Origin of the sequence: Halorhabdus tiamatea SARL4B (assembly GCF_000470655.1) — an archaeon.
In the GTDB taxonomy this organism is placed as follows: domain Archaea; phylum Halobacteriota; class Halobacteria; order Halobacteriales; family Haloarculaceae; genus Halorhabdus; species Halorhabdus tiamatea.
In genome coordinates this window covers 887267-905918 of sequence record NC_021921.1, presented here as the reverse complement: position 1 = coordinate 905918, position 18652 = coordinate 887267, and the positions used below count along the sequence as shown (strand labels likewise).

10 protein-coding genes are annotated in these 18652 nt (G+C 61.7%); 7 read left to right on the top strand and 3 right to left on the bottom strand.

Going from position 1 to position 18652, the window contains the following annotated elements:
- Nucleotides 1–21 precede the first annotated feature (21 nt).
- Complete coding sequence (locus tag HTIA_RS04620) at nucleotides 22–1077, bottom strand: TrmB family transcriptional regulator (RefSeq protein WP_008526805.1); 1056 nt, start codon at nucleotides 1075–1077, stop codon at nucleotides 22–24.
- Nucleotides 1078–1295: 218 nt separating this feature from the next.
- Here HTIA_RS04620 and HTIA_RS04615 point away from each other — a divergent pair, with 218 nt between their 5' ends.
- The 6 genes from HTIA_RS04615 to HTIA_RS04590 all read left to right on the top strand — a co-directional run bounded on the left by HTIA_RS04615 (nucleotide 1296) and on the right by HTIA_RS04590 (nucleotide 14095).
- Nucleotides 1296–3023 (top strand): glycoside hydrolase family 13 protein, encoded by a 1728-nt coding sequence (locus HTIA_RS04615; RefSeq protein WP_008526806.1) that lies wholly within the window; start codon nucleotides 1296–1298, stop codon nucleotides 3021–3023.
- Nucleotides 3020–4738, top strand: a complete 1719-nt coding sequence (locus HTIA_RS04610) for a glycoside hydrolase family 13 protein (protein ID WP_008526807.1) — start codon at nucleotides 3020–3022, stop codon at nucleotides 4736–4738. The genes HTIA_RS04615 and HTIA_RS04610 overlap by 4 nt, the downstream gene beginning before the upstream one ends.
- Before the next feature lie 122 nt (nucleotides 4739–4860).
- Nucleotides 4861–6465 (top strand): alpha-amylase family glycosyl hydrolase, encoded by a 1605-nt coding sequence (locus HTIA_RS04605; RefSeq protein WP_008526808.1) that lies wholly within the window; start codon nucleotides 4861–4863, stop codon nucleotides 6463–6465.
- Nucleotides 6466–6467: 2 nt separating this feature from the next.
- Nucleotides 6468–8744 carry an alpha-amylase family glycosyl hydrolase gene (locus tag HTIA_RS04600; protein ID WP_008526809.1) on the top strand — a complete coding sequence of 759 codons (2277 nt, stop codon included), beginning with the start codon at nucleotides 6468–6470 and terminating at the stop codon, nucleotides 8742–8744.
- 492 nt (nucleotides 8745–9236) lie between these two features.
- Nucleotides 9237–13673: a vWA domain-containing protein gene (locus HTIA_RS15415; RefSeq protein ID WP_079980307.1), complete on the top strand. Its 4437-nt coding sequence runs from the start codon at nucleotides 9237–9239 to the stop codon at nucleotides 13671–13673.
- Nucleotides 13670–14095: a hypothetical protein gene (locus HTIA_RS04590; protein WP_008525815.1), complete on the top strand. Its 426-nt coding sequence runs from the start codon at nucleotides 13670–13672 to the stop codon at nucleotides 14093–14095. Before HTIA_RS15415 ends, HTIA_RS04590 begins: the two co-directional genes overlap by 4 nt.
- A gap of 85 nt (nucleotides 14096–14180) precedes the next feature.
- On the opposite strand, the gene HTIA_RS16215 is transcribed toward HTIA_RS04590, so the two are convergent.
- A protein-coding gene (locus HTIA_RS16215; protein WP_198408534.1) for an IS630 family transposase occupies nucleotides 14181–15310 on the bottom strand; the annotation gives its coding sequence in 2 pieces (ribosomal slippage) (nucleotides 14181–14875 and nucleotides 14875–15310; 1131 coding nt in all).
- 180 nt (nucleotides 15311–15490) lie between these two features.
- On the opposite strand from HTIA_RS16215, the gene HTIA_RS04575 reads away from it, so the two are divergent.
- Complete coding sequence (locus tag HTIA_RS04575; RefSeq protein ID WP_008525812.1) at nucleotides 15491–16150, top strand: hypothetical protein; 660 nt, start codon at nucleotides 15491–15493, stop codon at nucleotides 16148–16150.
- Nucleotides 16151–16237: 87 nt separating this feature from the next.
- Here the strand turns inward: HTIA_RS04575 and HTIA_RS04570 are convergent, their stop codons facing one another.
- Nucleotides 16238–18520, bottom strand: a complete 2283-nt coding sequence (locus tag HTIA_RS04570) for an alpha-amylase family glycosyl hydrolase (RefSeq protein WP_008525811.1) — start codon at nucleotides 18518–18520, stop codon at nucleotides 16238–16240.
- Between the last annotated feature and the right edge of the window lie 132 nt (nucleotides 18521–18652).

The following is an 18652-nucleotide window of genomic DNA, read 5'->3' as shown; positions in this document are numbered from 1 at the left end:
GTCTCGTGGGTTTCGCGTGTCTCAGCGCTCGGGCGTGAGGGTGATCGAGGCGACCTCGTGGTCTTCCAGGAACGACCCTCGGCCCCCGAGGCTCACCTCGCCCTCGTCCGTCGCGACGACGAGGCTGTGCTGCAGGGGAAACGCCCCGCTCGGCGGGTCGACGAACTGCTGGTTGATCGCCGTCACGGGGCCGGCGAGGTGCTCGCCGTCGGCGGTCTCGACCGCTGCGTGGAGGGCAGTCCCCGCGCGGTCGTGGACGGCCGCCTGGAAGGCCGCCTCCCGGAACCACGTGAACGTCCGGGGGAGCGGACTCGGGTCGGCGACGAACAGCTCCGTCGAGGCGGGCCAGTACGCCCCCAGGAAGGCGCTGAAGATCGAGCCGGCGAGGTTGCGCTCGGCCACGTAGACGGCGTGTTCGTCGGAGTGGCCACGATCGACGATCGCGCTGTCGCCGATCATCGCGTCGGCGTCGTCGACGACGTACATGAACTGCGGGTGCGCCTCCCAGTGCCGGACGACGTCCGCGACGGCCGCGAACTCACGCTCCGCCACCGCCTCGTCGTCAGTGCCGCCGACGAGCAACAGGACGAACACGCCGCGATCGTGTGCTGCGGCGAGGGCCGATTCGATCTCCGGATAGGCGTCGGCCGGGATCGCGACCGCGATCTCGCGTTCGGCCGCCTCGATGCCCTCCCGGAGACGGTCGATCGCCGTCGCGCGCGAGCGGACGACCTGGATCTCCGGCTGGTCGACGCTCGTCTCGGTGTAGACGTCCTCCAGGGTCGGCCGGACTGATTCGAGGCGTTCGGAAAGCCGCTCGATCGCTTTCCCCGGCGGGACCGCCCGGATCGTCGTCGGCGAGGCGTGCTCGTCGACCCGGACCAGGCCACGGTCGGCCAGCCGCTCGGCGAGGTCGTACACCGCCCGCTGGGTGACGTCCGCCCGCTCGGCGATCTCCCGAGTCGTCTCGTTGCCCGAGAGGACCGCGAGATACGTCTCGATCTCCGTCTCCGAGAGCCCGAAGACGGCGAGTTCCTCCCTGACGTTCGCGTCCTCACCCTGCGAGTTGTCGGTCATTGGCGGTTGGTTTTCGTGTCTGCGTTGTCTGTCCGTCGGTCGCGTCCCGCGTGATGCCGCGGTTCGCTGTCGTCGTGACAGGTCGTCCGCTGTGTCGTCTGCGTCGCTCGTCTTCCGAACTCACGTGACCCAGGACTATAAAATTAGTCGTAGAATGTCTTCTTCAAGATTTAGGATACTGTTAAGTGGCCGTCCTGCGTTGTCTCACGGGAACACCGATGAGTCAGCGCCACTCTCCCCCCTCGAACGTACTCGCGACGGAAACGGACGGTACTCCCTGGTGGAAAGAGGCGGTCGTCTACCAGATCTACCCGAAGAGTTTCAACGACACCGACGCCGACGGGATCGGTGACATCCCCGGCATCGTCGAGAAGGTCGACTACCTCGACGAACTGGGCGTCGACGCCGTCTGGCTGTCGCCCGTCTATCAGTCCCCCCAGGCCGACAACGGCTACGACATCAGCGACTACCGCGCCATCGACGACCAGTACGGCGACCTCGAGGACTGGGGGCAGTTGCTGGCAGAACTCCACGACCGTGACATCCGTCTCATCATGGACCTGGTCGTCAACCACACCTCGGACGAACACGAGTGGTTCAAGCGCTCCCGGCGCGGCGAGGAACCCTACGACGACTATTACTACTGGCGTGAGGGCGACCCCGAAACCCCGCCGAACAACTGGGACTCCTTCTTCGGCGGGTCGGCGTGGTCCTACGACGACGAGCGCGAAGCGTGGTATCTCCACCTCTTCGACGAGAAACAGCCCGATCTCAACTGGCGTAACCCTGCCGTCCGCGAGGACGTCTACGACATGATGAACTGGTGGCTCGACCGCGGGATCGACGGCTTCCGGATGGACGTCATCAACCTCATCTCCAAGACAGAGGGACTTCCCGACGGCGACCCCCACGGCGGCCTGGTCGGGGCCGAGCACTTCATGAACGGTCCGCGAGTCCACGAGTACTTCTCGGAGATGATTGGGCAGACCATCGATACTGTCGATCGTGAGATCATGACCGTCGGCGAGACGCCGGGTGTCTCCGTCGAAGACGCCCGAGAGTACGTCGGCGAGGACGGCGACGGCCTCTCGATGGTGTTCCAGTTCGAGCACATGGGCGTCGGCGACGGCGACAGCAAGTGGGACGCCGGTGAGTTCGACCTCGTCGAGTTCAAGCAGATCTTCGAGCGGTGGCAGACCGGGCTCGCCGCGGACGGCTGGAACAGCGTCTACCTCTCGAATCACGATCAGCCACGGTCGGTCTCGCAGTTCGGCAACGACGGCGAGTACCGACAGGAGTCGGCGAAGCTTCTGGGGACGTTCACTCACACGCTTCACGGCACGCCGTTCGTCTATCAGGGCGAGGAACTCGGGATGACGAACGCGAGTTTCGAGTCGATCGACGAGCTACGCGACGTCGAGGCGATCAACTTCGTCGAGGAGGCCATCCAGGACGGCGATGCTGAGGACTATGACGACGTCCGCGACGCGATCGAAGCCGTCGCACGCGACAACGCCCGGACGCCGATGCAGTGGTCGGCCGACGCGAACGCCGGGTTCACCGACGGCGAGCCCTGGCTGAAAGTCACCGACAACTACGCCGATATCAACGTCGCCAGCGAACGTGAAAGTCGGGACTCGATCTTCCAGTATTACCGGCGGCTGATCGACCTTAGACACGACAACGACGTCCTGATCTACGGTGACTTCGAATTGCATTACCCGGATCACGAGTCAGTGTTCGCCTACACGCGGACCCTCGGCGAGGACCGTGCGCTGATCGTCCTCAACTGGAGCGACGAGCCGACAACGGTCGACATCCCCGATGACATCCCGACTGACGACCTCGAACTCGCCATCGCGAACCAGGACGTCTCGACCGGCGTGAACGCACAGTTCGAACTCCAACCCTGGGACGCCCGCGTTTACCTCACTGAAAGCCAATGAATACGGAAGACTCACCGGGCGCGTCCGTCCGAACGACCAACGAACGCATCGACCGTGAGTGGTGGAAAGAAGCCGTCGTCTACCAGATATACCCGAAGAGCTTCAGCGATTCCGACGGCGATGGGATCGGCGACATCCCCGGGATCGTCGAGAAAGTCGACTATCTCGACGAGCTGGGCGTCGACGCCGTCTGGCTGTCGCCCGTCTATCAGTCGCCGCAGGCCGACAACGGCTACGACATCAGCGACTACCGCGCTATCGACGACCAGTACGGGTCGATGGCCGACTTCGACGAACTGCTTTCGGCGTTGCACGACCGGGATATCCGGCTCGTCATGGACCTCGTCGTCAACCATACCTCCGACGAACACGAGTGGTTCAAGCGTTCACGCCGCGGCGAAGAACCCTACGACGAGTATTACTACTGGCGCGAGGGCGACCCCGAAACCCCGCCGAACAACTGGGAGTCGATCTTCGGCGGGTCGGCGTGGTCCTACGACGACGAGCGCGAGGCGTGGTACCTCCACCTTTTCCACGAGAAACAGCCTGACCTCAACTGGCGCAATCCAGCCGTCCGGGAAGCCGTCTACGACATGGTGAACTGGTGGCTCGAGAAGGGTATCGACGGCTTCCGGTTGGACGCCGTCAATCTCCTCTCGAAGGCCGAGGGACTCCCGGACGGCGACCCGGCGAAGGGCATCACCGGTCGCGAACACTTCTTCAACGGGCCGGCGATCCACACGTACCTCGGCGAACTCCACGACCGGACCGTCGACCGATACGACGCGATGACTGTCGCCGAGATGGGCGGGATTACCCACGAGCACGCCCTCGCGTACTGCGGCGAGGACGGCGACGGCATCGACATGGTCTTTCAGTTCCTCCGCGACGAGTTGGGCGGCGAGGACGACCCGGCGTGGGAACCGCTCGAGTGGACGCTTCCAGAACTGACCTCGATCGTCACCGACTGGCAGACGGGACTCGCCGGTGAGGCCTGGGTCGCGCCGGTCCTGGAGAACCACGACCAGCCCCGGAGCGTCTCGTGGTGGGGCAGCGAGGCCGCCCGTCGCGAGTCGGCGACGATGCTCGCCACCTTCCTGCTGACGATGCGGGGCACCCCGTTCGTCTACCAGGGCCAGGAACTCGGGATGACCAACACCGACTTCGAGAGTCTCGAGGAACTCGGCGATCCGGCGACGAAACATCGCGTCGAGAACGCGATCGCCAACGGCGACGTCGAGAGCTTTGCGGACGCCAAGCGAGTGATCAACCTGACGAGTCGCGACCACGCTAGAACGCCGATGCAGTGGTCGGCCGACGCGAACGCCGGGTTCACCGACGGCGAGCCCTGGCTGAAGGTCAACGAAAACTATCCCGAGATCAACGCCGCGGCCCAACGTGGCGACCCGGATTCGGTCCGGGCGTACTATCAGGAACTCATCGCCCTCCGCCACGACGCGGAGGTGCTCGTCTACGGCGACTTCGAGATGCACTGTCCCGACCACGAGTCAGTGCTCGCCTACACGCGGACGCTCGGCGACGACCGCGCGCTGGTCGTCCTCAACTGGAGTGACGACCCGACGACGATCGACGTCCCGCCGGGCGTGCCAGTCGACGAGTTCGGCCTCACGCTGGCGAATCGAACGGACGTCCCGACGACGCTCGACGAACGACTCGCGCTCGAGCCCTGGGACGGCCGCGTCTACCTGACCTGACGTCAGGACTGAGCTGACGTGATATCGGGAATGAATTACGGTCCCCCCGCGTGTAGTGTGACCAAGAGCATGGCGACGGACCCAAGCCGAAGACCGCAGACACCAACCAGGAGCGATCTACCATGACCGAAACACCCCACGACCGAATCGAACGACTGTGGACTGACGTCTACGGCACCGACCACCCCGAGAAACGCGCGGAACTCCTCGACCTCCTCGAGGAGCGTCGCGAGAACGTCGCGTACACACCCGACGAAACCGACTGGTATCAGACCGGCGTCGTCTACTCGCTGTACGTCGATCTGTTCGCCGACGATTTCGACGGACTGGTCGAGAAACTCGACTACCTCGAAGACCTGGGTGTGACTGTCGTCTGGCTGCTCCCCGTCCTGGAGTCGCCGATGGTCGACCAGGGCTTCGACGTCTCGGACTTCACGCGCGTCCGCGAGGAACTCGGCGGCAACGACGCCTTCCTCGAATTCGTCGAGGCGGCCCACGACCGCGGGATCAAGGTCGTCTTCGACGTGCCGATCAACCACTCCTCCGACCAGCACCGCTGGTTCCAGAACGCCCGACAGAGCCAGTCGGCCGAGTACCGCGACTACTACATCTGGAACGACGACACCGACCGCTACGAGGAGGCCCGCCTCCTGCTGAAGGGCGTCTCGGACTCCAACTGGACGGAAAACGAACCCACCGACGACTACTACTTCCATCGCTTCTACGACGTCCAGCCCGATCTGAACTACGAGAACCCCGACGTCCTCCTCGAGATGCTCCGGATCCTCACCCGCTGGCGGGTCCAGGGCGTCGACGGCTTCCGGCTGGACGCCGCCCCCTTCCTCTGGAAGCGCGAGGGGACCAACTGCGAGAACTTACCCGAAACCCACGCCATCCTGAAGCTCTTCCGGGCCGCCTTCGAGTACGTCGCCGAGGGGACGGTGATGATCGCCGAGGCCAACCTCGAACCCGACGACGTCGTCGAGTACTTCGGCGACGGCGACGAGTGCCACGTCGCGTACAACTTCCCGCTGATGCCGACCTTTTTCCTCGCGCTCGCCGAGAACGATCCCACGTACGTCACCGACGAACTCGCGAGCCTGGAGTCTCTCGACGTGCCCGCGAGCGCGCAGTGGTTCACGTTCCTGCGCGTCCACGACGAGTTGACCTTAGAGTTCGTCAGCCCGGCGGAGCGACAGCTGCTCAACGACGCCTACCTCGAGGACGAACGGTGGTCCTTCCGCGAGGGCGAGGGCATCTCCGGGCGGCTGTACAACCTGCTGGACGAGGACCCTGACCGGGTACTGCTGGCGTACTCGATGCTGTTTTCGGTCGAGGGGACGCCCATCGTCTACTACGGTGACGAGGTCGGCATGGAAAACGACGAGGCCTTCCACGCCGAGATGAACGAGCGCCTCGGCTACGACGACAGCCGCTACCTCCATCGCGGTCCCTTCGACGAGGACCGCAAGCGTGCGGCGATGACCGAGGAAGGTAGCGACGCCCACGCGATCTGGACCGGTCTCGGCGAGATGATCGAGACGCGGACCGACAACCCCGACCTGTTCACGGCGACGCCGACCTACCGCGCCGAGAACGGCGTCTTCGTCTCGACCCGTGAGACCGCGGGCCGCCGGCTGTCGATCTACAACAACGTCACACCCGAACCGCGAACGGTCGACGGGGTCGAACTCGACGGCTTCGACTACGCGTGGGTGCTCGAATAACGATGGCCCGACCCGACCCGACGATCACGGCGACGGCGTGGGACGAGAGCGAGCCGGTGGCGTTCCTGCGCGATCGTCTCGCGGAGCGCTATGCCGACCACTCCGACGCCGAGGTGCTGCTCGATCGCATCAACGAACACCTCCCGACGTTCTGGGACGCGTTTTCGGCGGTCTACGGCGAGGACCACGAGGCGGCCGAGTGGGCGATCCGGGCCGTCGACGCAGCTGTCGAGGGCTACGGCGACCGCGACGACGACCTCCGCGCGCTCGACCGCGAGCGTGCCAGCGAACCCGACTGGTTCCAGCGCCCCGATCACGTCGCCTACATGGCCTACGTCGATCTGTTCGCCGGCGATCTCCAGGGCGTCCGCGAGAAGATCCCGTACCTGAAGGAACTCGGCGTGACCTACCTCCATCTCATGCCCCTGCTCGAACCCCGGGAGGGACGGTCGGACGGTGGCTATGCAGTCAAGGACTACCGATCAGTCGACCCCGACCTCGGGACCATGGAAGACCTCCGAAAACTGGCCGCGGACCTCCGGGAGGAAGACATTCTGCTGTCGCTCGACTTCGTGATGAACCACACCGCTCGCGAGCACGAGTGGGCCGAGGCCGCCCGGGAGGGCGACGACCGCTTTTCGGACTTCTATCTCACCTTCGAGGACCGGACGAAACCCGACCGCTTCGAGGAGACTGTCCCGGAGGTCTTCCCCGATTTCGCGCCGGGCAATTTCACTTACAGCGAGGCGATGGACCGGTGGGTCTGGACGAGTTTCTACGACTTCCAGTGGGACCTCGATTACGCGAACCCGGACGTCTTCGTCGGGATGCTTCGGGAGATGTTGTTCCTCGCGAACGTCGGGACGGACTCGCTGCGACTCGACGCGGTCCCCTTCCTCTGGAAGGAACTCGGGACTGACTGCCGGAACTTGCCCGAGGCCCACTGGCTCCTCCGGGCCTACCGCGCCCTCGTCCGGATCGCCGCGCCGGGCGTCCTGTTCAAGGCCGAGGCGATCGTCTCGCCCGAGGAGACGATCAAGTACCTCGGGACCGGCGGCCACGAGGGCGAGGAGTGTGAGATCGCCTACGGCGCGCCGCTGATGGCCCACGCCTGGCACGCGCTGGCCCGGGAGGACGCAAGCCTGCTCTCTCACGCGATGGACGAACTCCCGGCGACGCCCGGCTCGGCCACCTGGCTCAACTACGTCCGGTGTCACGACGACATCGGCTGGGGACTCGACGACGGCGACGTCCGGGCCGCTCTGGGCCGCGATCCGACCGCCGAACGCCGCTTCTGTGCGGACTTCTACGCCGGCGACACTCCCGACAGTTACGCCGAGGGCTATCGCTTCCAGGTCGAGGAGGCGACCGGCGAAGCCCGCACCTCCGGGACGATGGCGGCCCTGACCGGCCTCCAGAACGCTCGGATCGAAGGCGACGAAGCGGACGTCGAGACGGCTATTCAACGCGGTCTTCTCCTCCACAGTGTCGTCTACGCGATGAAGGGCATGCCACTGTTGTACAGCGGGATCGAACTCGGCCAGCTCAACGACTTCTCGTATCTCGCCGATTCACTCAAAGCCGACGACAACCGCTGGGTCCACCGCCCGGCCTTCGACGGCGACCGGGCCGAACGCCGCAAGGAAGACGGCACTGTCGAGCAGCGACTCTTCGACGGGATCGCCACCCTGTCTGACGCCCGCAAGGGCCTGACGCCGGTCCACGCCCAGGCCGAGGAGCGGGTCCTCGACGTCGGTCCGGACGCGGTCTTCGCCGTCGAGCGCGTCTTCGAGGGTGAGCGATTGCTGGCGCTCGCGAACTTCTCCGGCGAGGCCCTGGCAGTGTCACTGAGCGCGCTCGCGGACGTCTGGACTCGCGGCGGACTGGTCGACGTCCTCGACGACGAGACGGTCACCTTCGCCGACCGGCGGGTCCCCTTGGCCCCCTACGGCTACCGGTGGTTCCAGCCCGATCCCGAGTTCGAACCTGGCGAGCCCGTCTCGACGACCGTCGCGGTCGACGTCGAGACGGAGTGGGGCGAGGAGGTCTACCTCACGGGCAGTCTCGACGCCCTCGGCGGGTTCGACCCCGACGAGGCGGTCCCGATGGACGCCGAGGAGTATCCTACCTGGACGGCTGAGGTCGAGGTCCCCGAAAGCACGTACTTCGAGTTCGAGTGGCTCAAGAAGCGCGACGGCGAGGTGATCGAGTGGTCGCCGGGCCGCTACGGCGCGAAAGCCGGCGTGGGGACGGTTCTCTCCGGCCTGGATCGGCCGTAGGCTGTGTTCGGATCGTGTCTCGTTCGACCGGGGCCGGTGGCAGCTGTTTTCGTAGTTGTATGCTCTCGACTGTTTGTGACGCTTCCGCAACTCACGATGGTGGACTCCGCTCCACAGGGTGGATAGGTCCAAATGTTCCAATATGTGTCATCGAACCCGTCGTACTTGCTCTGTCCAAATCTCGTCACGACTTGTGTAGAATACACCGGGCAGGAATCTCGCTACAGATCGAATTTGCTACCAGTTGTCGGGATGGTGGCCGACAGAATCCCGAGGAACCCGGCTGGGCGGCCGACGTGATCGCCCGACTCAACGAGTGGAATGATCACGATCCCAGAATACATTCGGCACCCATTGAGTGGCCTACCCCTGTAGACGATATCACACCACCGCCGCCAGCTTGGCGCTGCTGAGCTTCCGTCACTCGCTTTTGTCACTCTGAAGAGCTTCAGGCCGAAACGTAAATTTAATTGGTACGTATCTGCGGAAAACATGTCCGCAAGTGGTGGGCGGCGGGAATTGTTCGCGGTGATCGCCTCGCTTCTCATGATCGTCTCAATGTTGCCGGTGGGAACGGTGTCTGCCGGGACAATTTCAGAACCCTCAGGGAATACAGCGCCGGTTGATACTGTCCCAGACGTATCCCTGGACGGGCCGCCGGTGGTGTTGAAAGCCCAGGCCATGGAGCGGATTGGGAACCTCTCGGTTCCCTCGAACCAACTCGAATCGGCCAAGGAGCGCGCCCAGTCGCGGTTGAACGAGTCCCTTGTGTATTACCAGGATTCGAAACGCGTCGACGACCAGCACGCGTTCATTCGCGATGCAGAAGCACTCCGCGCGCTGACTGACTTCGACGGGACGAATCAAAGCAAGCGACTCGCCCAGATCGTCGAGTTGGTGGCGACAGCGGACAACCAGTCCGCCCGGCAGGTGATTCGTGACGCCGAGTACGCCTTCGCGGCGACTGAAGCGGATCTCGGCCCTGGAATGACCAACAGTGTCGAAGCGCACATCGACAACGCCCGACGACAACTTGCTCGAGCCGAGCAAATTCAGGATCGCGCTGCCGAGAAATCTGGTGCGCAGTCGATTCGCACGACCGCACGTGCCGTCCGGACGTACGGCCAGGCGGTCAACCAAGCGCACACTGCCTTGGGAATGATCGATGGCGAGGTCGGTCCGGAGGAGTCGTTGACACGGCGGACGGATCCGATCCGCAATGGAAGCGAGCGGGCACAGTACACGCTCGTTGGGAATGTGACGAATCCGACCGGGTTGGATGGGACGAACGTCACCGCGACGATCAACGACGACCGGACGGTCGCTCTCCCGCTTCGCCGTGGCTATTCCAACGGCACCTTCGCGGGAACCATCAACCTCACCGAGCGGGTGAATACGATCGAAATTACAGCCGTCGAGAGTGACGACGGCCAGCAGTCGAAAAACGGCAAGCAGAAATCCAAGAAGAAGGGAAACAACGGAAACGGTGGCGCGTCGTCCGGGCAGAGCCAGGCGAACACGGTCGTGCTTCGCCTGGACGGTGACGGCCTGCCGGACACCTACGAAGAGAACGTGACGGGCACGGATCCGCTGGATCCTGACAGTGACGCACCGTCGACCGAGGTGAACGAGGCCGACAACGGCACGATCGACGGCAACGAGGACTTCGACGGAGATCATCTCTCGACGATCCGAGAACGCGAACTTGGGACGGATCCACTCTACGCTGATACAGATGGTGACGGCCTGCCCGATGGTTTCGAGAAGTTCGTGATCGGGACGGATCCACTCGACACTGACACTGATGATGACGGCATACCTGACGGTGAAGAAGACCTCGACGGTGACGGGTTGACCAACGCCGAAGAGTACGACGCTGAGACTTCGCCACAGTACGCCGATATCGACGGCGATGGGCTGACCGATCCCCAGGAACTCGCCAATGGGACGGACCCGTGGCAGGCCGACACTGACGACGACGGCCTCGACGATGGCGTCGAACCGACCGACCCGTTCAACACGGATCCGCTCGATCCCGACACCGACGAAGACGGTATCAAAGATGGCAACGAGACGTATACGACCACGGCAGGCAACGAGAGTCTGGGCGTCGACGTCAAGTTGACCGGGGAAGGGAACGTGGCTGGTGGTGTGTCCGTCGGCGAGGAGACCGAGCGCTTCGCAGGGGGCGACCGCGTCGAGAACATGAGTGTCTCGGAGATCGTCGAGATCGAATCCACGCGCGAGTTCGAGTCGGCGAACGTCACCATCTCATACGACGATTCATTGCAGGCCGCGAGCAATGAGTCGGATCTGGCGGTAGTCACCTACGACCCCGAGAAGCAACTCTACGTCCCGATCAATTCGACGATCGACGCCGAGAACAACACGGTGACGGCCGAAACAGAGCACTTCTCGACATTCGCCGTCTTCTCGATCTCGAACTGGGCGACCGACGTCACCACCGAGCGACCGTCGAACGGGACGGGCGGCGAGGAGACGATCCAACCCGTGGACGTCCAGTTCATCATCGACTCCTCGGGCTCGATGGGCTGGAACGATCCTCAGGAATTCCGAAAGCAAGCAGCCAAAGAGTTCGTCGGCGCGCTCATTCCGGGCGACCGGGCGGGCGTGGTGGACTTCGATCACACTGCCCACGTCGCTCAGGAGTTGACGACGGACTTCGGCGCGGTCAACGTCACGATCGAGAGTCTGGACGCGAGTGGCGGGACGGACATCGGCAGCGGTGTCGCGCGGGCAAACCAGCACTTCGCGAGTGCGAGCAACAACTCTCGCGCAAAGGTTGCGATCCTATTGACTGACGGCCAGGGCTCGGGCGGCCGGGCTCAGGCACGGACGGCCGCCGACCGGAATATCACGATCCACACGATCGGGTTCGGCGGTGCCGACGGGAACAAACTCTCGGATATCGCATCGATCACCAATGGGACGTACAATTACGTCGAGGACGCCTCGGACTTGCCGAATGTCTTCTCGCGTGTCGCCGAAGAGGTCGAACCGAAAGACACCGACGGCGACGGACTGCCGGACGTCCTCGAAGAAAACGGACTGCCGATTGGTCACACTGGCTCGGACCTCCGCCGGCTTCCGACCAACGCAACCGACAAGCACACTGATGGCGACGAGCTCACGGACGGCGAAGAGGCCAAGGAATACCGAGAGTACCCGATCGACTTCGTCGTCAACGACCTCGAGCACGAGTACATCGTCTCGTACTTCGAACTGCGATCCAATCCGACGCGCGCCGATTCGGACGGTGATGGCCTCGAAGATCACGAGGAAGTCTCTCTGGAGAACAACTCGAAGGCCGACGGCTGGAACATCTCGGTGATCAACGAGAGCGGCCAGCCCTACCGGTGGGCTGGCAGTGTCGATGAGAATCCGGACGCCAATATCACCGTCACGTCCAACCCCATGCTGAAAGATACGGACGGCGACGGACTGAATGATACCGAGGAGAAGGAATACACGCATACGGATCCGCGCGAGCCCGTGACGTACGGGATTACTGCAGAGCAAGCCGAAATGATCGAACTGATCGAAGCAGATGGAGAGGTTTTTCGATTCCGATTCGGTGCAGACGCTCTCGGCATTCCAGAACAATTAGCGACAGAAGAAATTACGGTCGGGCCAAGCGGGTTGAACGATGCGACGAGTGACTTTGATTTCGTCACTGTCGACTCGCTCGATTCGAACTACGCCTCACGTAATCGTGAACTATTCAACCGTATTTCATTCAAGGCCCTCGATGGAACCAAGCGGACGGACACCTGGCTGTCAAACACTCGTGAATTGGAGGAGGGAACGGACCCATGGGATCCAGACTTTGACGACGATGGATTGACCGACGGACAAGAACTGAAAGGGATCACGAAAGCCACCCAAGGGACTACCGGTGGTATAGCATCGTTCACATATTTCAACGTTAGAGAGGCGAACATACTAGAAGAACCGACTGATCCGTTGCACCCCGATACTGACGACGACAGCTACTGGGACGGCTGGATTGGCGTTCACGGTGTCGGCTATAGTGATGACGGGATACTCTATCGGGAGCACTTGCAAACGGGAGACGGAGTTGAAGGGGATGAAGTCGTCCCTGAGCAGGCTGGAACTCACGTCTGGAACGGCGACGAACACGCGAGCCTCCACGTCGGAGAGCTACAGTGGGGGACGGATCCGACCGACGATTCGGATCGTGAGATTCCATCACCCTCCCTCTCAGTCGAGGTAGACTTCTACAAAGGGGCGAATACGTCGATAGATAGTCAGACCTGGGAAAATGGGATCGAACGGAACTTCGCTCTCTACGGGATCGACGTGAACGTAATCCGTGACGAAACGTTCGCTGCTGAGAGTCTCTGGGCCGTGAACCCGAACAATGGCTTCGGTCTTACGGAAATGGAACACATGTACGCCCATCAGAGTTACAATAGCGAGGACGCTGACGTCTACTCCCAGGTGCTGACCTACTGTAATTCTCCTCTCATACCGGGCGGTCGAACGCAGAGTGGATTCAATCACCTCACAATGCCCTATATAGGGATCTTCACAGAGGGACACAATAGCTGGACCAGCGATGTCGAAAACAAACATCAGGGTACATTGCACCGTTCTCCTTATCGAAATGGAATGGGGATGACGACTGCAAAAACGCTGATTCACGAGATCGGTCACTCGTTCAATCTCGGTGCAGCCGATGACGATTTCCTCAACCACCCGTTCCGGGCGGGAGAGGTCTATAGTGGATCTTCAGATGATCCTACGATTGAAGAGATAGACAAACGCCAAACCGAGTACTGGAGCGTCATGAGGTCCGGATGGGGACCAGATCTACTCCACCACCCAATGAACGGAAAGTATTATGCATTTTCTATTGAAGAATTGACCACGATAGCAACTCCATGAGCCGAAAAATCAGCCTCCTGCTTGCTATCGCGTTGCTGGTGCCACTCGCGGGTTGCGTGCCGAGTGGGGACGAAGTGAAGTTTGGGTTTTCGGGCTCGATCAACGCTACTCCATCCGAATTTCATATGGATGGCTACGTATCGATGAGTGGAGGTATTCCGGATCGAGATGTCTACCATAACGTATCGATTCGGTTGTATAATTCCGACGGAGAGATGATTGATTCGAAATTCCTCGGTGATCTTGACGGATCTAGCGATCCGTTCGAGATTGCAATTCGAGACGGCGAATTACCTACCTACGTAACGATAGAATCTCCGGACTTCTGGAACGAGAAAATGGTCGCCGAATACTATGTCAAGATGGATTCAGAATATGGGGTCGAATACGCATCGTCACGATCCGAACTACCAGTGACCTAACTATGTCCGGGGAATCATTGGGTGCACAGGTCTCAGAAACCCGGCGCCGATATCTAGCGGTCGTAGTCGTTCTGCTAGTGCGGCTTCAATCGTGATTTGCTGGATATAGCTGGCGGAGTTTGATGCGAGCGTCATCGGCCGTGAACTGCCAATCAATCTCGGATTCGTCCTCGTTTCGAGTGCGTTCCCACGCAGCGACCTCCGCACGGAGTGTCGCTGCGTCAGGAATGCGGCGGTCAAGGCACTCCGTCCACAGGGCGCTAAACTCGATTTCCGCCATGTTCAGCCAACTGCCGTGTTCTGGCGTGAAGTGAAATTCGAGCTTCCTGAGCAACCGACGAGCTTCTGCTGGCGGTAGATGTTCGTAGAAGGCGTACCGTTGGTGCGTATTCAGATTATCCATCACCACCCGGATGCAGTCCGCATCCGGGTAATGATCATCCACCAGCGACTGCATCTGAGCGACGAATTCCTCCTTGCGTCGTCGCTCGGTTACCTCGATATGTCGCCAGCCAGTCAGCGGCTCGCTCATCACGAAGAGGTTGCGCGTCCCGTTGCGTTCGTAGGTGTAGTCATACCGAGCGACCGCTCCCGGTCGCGCCGGGAGCGGGTCGCGGACTTCCTTGTGCAGTTCCTTGTTGGACTCGTCAAAACAGACGACTGGACGCTTTTCGTCGTAGGGTTCGTGGTAAAGATCGAGAACATCCTCCATTTTGCAGACGAACGACGCACTCTCTCCGGATTCGATCACCCAGGATTTGGATCGGTGAGGGTGCAGTCGTGTTTTTTTAGAACCTGTCGAACGGTTTCGTGAGAGATCGACTCAACGTCGATCTCGGTAAGACCAACAAGATGCTCAGCAAGGAGGTGCAGTGACCAGCGAGAGCGTCCTTCTGGTGGATCGCTACACGCCAACGCGATAAGGTGGGCTTCTTCACGTCCGTCGAGTTTGCGCTCGTAGACGCGGTCGGCCTTGCGGCGATTAATCGCCGCGAGGCCGTCTTCGGTGTAGCGTTTGCGGTGACGACCGACAGTGCCGGGGTGACATCCGACGGCTTGACTGACTTCGTCATCAGTCAAGCCGTCGTCAGCGTGCAAGAGACACCGTGCACGCGTGAGAACACGCGTCTTGTGCGTTCCAGAGGCAAGCAATGCGTTCAGTTCGGCTCGTTCATCGGCAGACAGATCGACAACGTACTTTTGAGTTCGTGGCATGACGGGCTTCAGAATATTTCTGAATACCACTAGGACGCGCTCTGAGTAGATAAATCTAGTAGTTCAGGTCTGAAGCGGCACTAGCTTAACGGATATCGGGGAAGAGTTTGATTGGGATGACTTAGAGGATGTACAAGATCACCTGGATGAAGACGGGTATCGTAAATATGATTGCTGACTATGACACATAACAATCGGTCCGAGATTTATCGCGAGGCGGAAAACGCTCGTAGAGCTGGAGATCTGATCGAATCTGGAGACAAATACCTCCAGCTCACCTATCTTGGGATTGTCAAATCCAACATGCATCATGTTGGCATGCTATCGAGCCTTACGAACCTCAAATACGCTGTCGTCTGCTATAGAGTCGCGGGAAACGACGAGCGGTGTGAAAACATTGCTCGACAGGGGATATTGATCTGTGAAGACGTTCTCGCGGATCGTATCGACGGCGACGACGTGGAACGGCAAGCCTGGTCTGGCCTTGCCCACGAACATATCGGCGATCTGCGACGGATCGCAGGGCTAGACGATCCGAACGCGTATCAAACGGCCATGCAGTATTATGAATCGGTAGAGGCAGCCAGTAAGCTAGATCTGGTCATGGCGTGGGCCAATGAGAACGAATTCTATCAAAGTTCGAAATATATCGCTCATCTCGCAGATGCAGCTGACCAATCCATCGATCCTGAGACAGCCCGTGACCTCCGGAGTCTCTCGCTGACTCGCCGGATTACGTTTCGACAGTCTTCCTTCGGCGACATCCTGACAGAACTTGATCAAAATGATTTGCTCGAGTGGAACGGAAACCCGCTTGCAATTCCAGATGACGAAGAATAATCCCTCCTGTGTCTCTGTTTGATTGTTGGGCCTCGTTTAGACGCTAGAAAACAGGTGTTTCAGCCCCTTCTGTCGAAGGACATCCCGTCAGCCATCGTTCGGCAACGGTTCGTCCGCGTGCCAGTGGTTGTGGCCCTGATCGAACAGCGTCGGCGTCTCGAAGACCGCCAGCGTCTCGACCTCGACGGTGACCGCGTCGTCGGCGCGATCGACGAGTAAGTCCTCGCCGGTGAACAGATCCTGGGTCTCGACCGGCAGTCGGAGGTCGACCCAGTGGGGGTGGTCGGCGAAGTTGATCACGACGACACGTTTCTCCTCGCCCGCGTCCCGACCGAACACCAGCACGTCGTTGCCGGCCTCGGCGCGGTGGGCCTCCCGCACGAGGTCCGCTTCGGGCCCCATGACCGGCGAGTCGTGATAGAAGTCGATCAGGCCCGAGACGAACGCGAGGTGTTCTTCGTCGTACTCCTCCCAGTTCATGAACGCGCGCTTGTACGGGTCGGCCTTGATGTCGCCCGTCTGATCCTCGCGGCCGAAGTAGGGACTCTCCCGGCGCTCCCCGTACTCGGAGACCAGTCGCTCCTGGCCGTAGTAGATGAACGGGACGCCCGGGAGCGTGAACGCGGCCGCCAGCGCCCCGCGTTGCGCCTGGGCGGGATCTTCGCGGTGGCCCTTCTCCTTGGCCTCGTAGTAGAGTCGGGACTCGTCGTGATTCTCCGTGGAGTTGATGACGCGGGTGTAGGCCGGGAACCCGTCGTTTTGGCGCGTCTCGACCGCGGCGATGAGGTCCCGGGGCGGCCGTTCGCCGCGGGCGACGGCGTGAGCGGTCCGCATGAACTCCGTCGAGTCGAAGTGCAGATCGAACTCGGATTCAGCCATCTCCGGGATGCGCGGGATCGACTCGTCGAGCCACAGGAAGGCGTCGTCCTTCTTGCGGGTCAACCGCCGGGCCTCCTTCCAGAAGGAGTGGGGGACGCCCCAGGCGATGTCACACCGGAACGCGTCGACGGTGTCCGACCAGAAGTCCACGACTGCGAGGATGTGCTCCCGGAGCGCGAGGTTACCGTAGTTGAGGTTCGGGTGCAGCCTGACGTCGAAGAAACTCGTCTGGGGCGGCGTGGCGTCGATGCCGTTCGTCCGGGACTGCCGATCGAACCAGTCGAAGTACGGCGAGTCGGTGTCCCACGAATCGACCTCGGGGAACTCGTGGGGGTCCTCGGGATCGTCGCCCAGTTGGGCGATGGTGTCCTGCCAGGCGTCGTGTTCCCAGCCGGCGTGGTTGACCACCAGATCGAAGGCGACCTTGATATCGTGGTCGTGACACGCATCGACGAAGCGCTCGAAGCCTTCGATCGTGCCCAGGTCTTCTGCGACGGCGAAGTAGTCGCTGGTGTCGTAGGCGTGGGGACCGCCCGGTGGGGTATCGATCCGGCCGCTCCAGGCGGGCACGATCGGCGTCAGCCAGACGAGGTCGACGCCCAACTCGTCGAGATACTCGACCTTCCCAGTGAGGAACTCGAAGTCGGTCGCCCGCTCATCGCCGGCGAACGACCGCGTGAAGATCTCGTAGACGACGGCGTCTTCGATCCACTCCGGCGGGCGATTGGGCAACTCGACCGCCTCTGTGTCCGGATCGAGGACGATCTCGTCGGTCGTGCCCAGTCGGACCCCGTCGTAGGGGGCCCCGAACAGCCGGGTCGGCCCCTCGAGAGCCTCGACCGGCACGCGGGCAGTCGTCCCCTCGACGACGATGTCCTCACGATCGAGCGCCGCCGCGTCGTGCGGCCGAAACGACACGTCGAGGTCCTCGAGGACGGCGTAACTATCGGGTGCGAGTTCGGGGTTCGATTCGATCACGAACTCGCCGGTTTCTGCGTCGTAGTGTCCCTCGAGTTCGATCCGTGGCGGCCCGCCGGTGGTCTCGCGGGCGTCGGTCGGGAGTTCCCCCTCGATGTCGTACACCTCGGTTCCGTCTTCGGTGACGGGCGGCGGGAACACCTTGATCGTCAACTCGTGGGTGCCGTCGGGCGCGTCGAGTTCGAAGACGTAGGTGCCCGGCACGTCCGGTTCGAAATCGGCTGTGTTGTGGTTCCCCTCGTCGTACTGCTCGGCGTCGTCCTCGAAGGGCGTCGGCGCGTACTCGATGCCGGCCTTGCTCCCGTCGGGCTTCTCGGCGAGTCGCCAGACGAAATCCCCCTTCTCGTAGGGGGGTGGATCACGTTCGGGCGTTCCGGCGATCGTCGGCGCGAGGTTGTCCCTGTCGTAGCCGTGGGCCATGTCGACGAAGATCGGGTCGACGATACTCTCCCCCAACTGGAGGAACCGCGGCGGGCCAGGATGGTAGCTGTCGGACGTATGATTTCCTGTCATATTACTCACCAAATAGACGACAACAGGTGTCGATAACCAGTCCTAGCGCCCGGAACAGTGTTAACTTTTATCCAGGACCACCATCACGGCTGACAGCTCTGGGGACGACTGCGGCACAGATATTTTTAACAC

What these genes read in the sequence shown, in the direction of transcription:
- HTIA_RS04570 (WP_008525811.1), bottom strand. Translation starts at nt 18,520, where the DNA reads ATGACAGGAAATCATACGTCCGACAGCTACCATCCTGGCCCGCCGCGG.
- HTIA_RS04605 (WP_008526808.1), top strand. Translation starts at nt 4,861, where the DNA reads ATGACCGAAACACCCCACGACCGAATCGAACGACTGTGGACTGACGTC.
- HTIA_RS15415 (WP_079980307.1), top strand. Translation starts at nt 9,237, where the DNA reads ATGTCCGCAAGTGGTGGGCGGCGGGAATTGTTCGCGGTGATCGCCTCG.
- HTIA_RS04610 (WP_008526807.1), top strand. Translation starts at nt 3,020, where the DNA reads ATGAATACGGAAGACTCACCGGGCGCGTCCGTCCGAACGACCAACGAA.
- HTIA_RS04590 (WP_008525815.1), top strand. Translation starts at nt 13,670, where the DNA reads ATGAGCCGAAAAATCAGCCTCCTGCTTGCTATCGCGTTGCTGGTGCCA.
- HTIA_RS04620 (WP_008526805.1), bottom strand. Translation starts at nt 1,077, where the DNA reads ATGACCGACAACTCGCAGGGTGAGGACGCGAACGTCAGGGAGGAACTC.
- HTIA_RS04615 (WP_008526806.1), top strand. Translation starts at nt 1,296, where the DNA reads ATGAGTCAGCGCCACTCTCCCCCCTCGAACGTACTCGCGACGGAAACG.
- HTIA_RS04600 (WP_008526809.1), top strand. Translation starts at nt 6,468, where the DNA reads ATGGCCCGACCCGACCCGACGATCACGGCGACGGCGTGGGACGAGAGC.
- HTIA_RS04575 (WP_008525812.1), top strand. Translation starts at nt 15,491, where the DNA reads ATGACACATAACAATCGGTCCGAGATTTATCGCGAGGCGGAAAACGCT.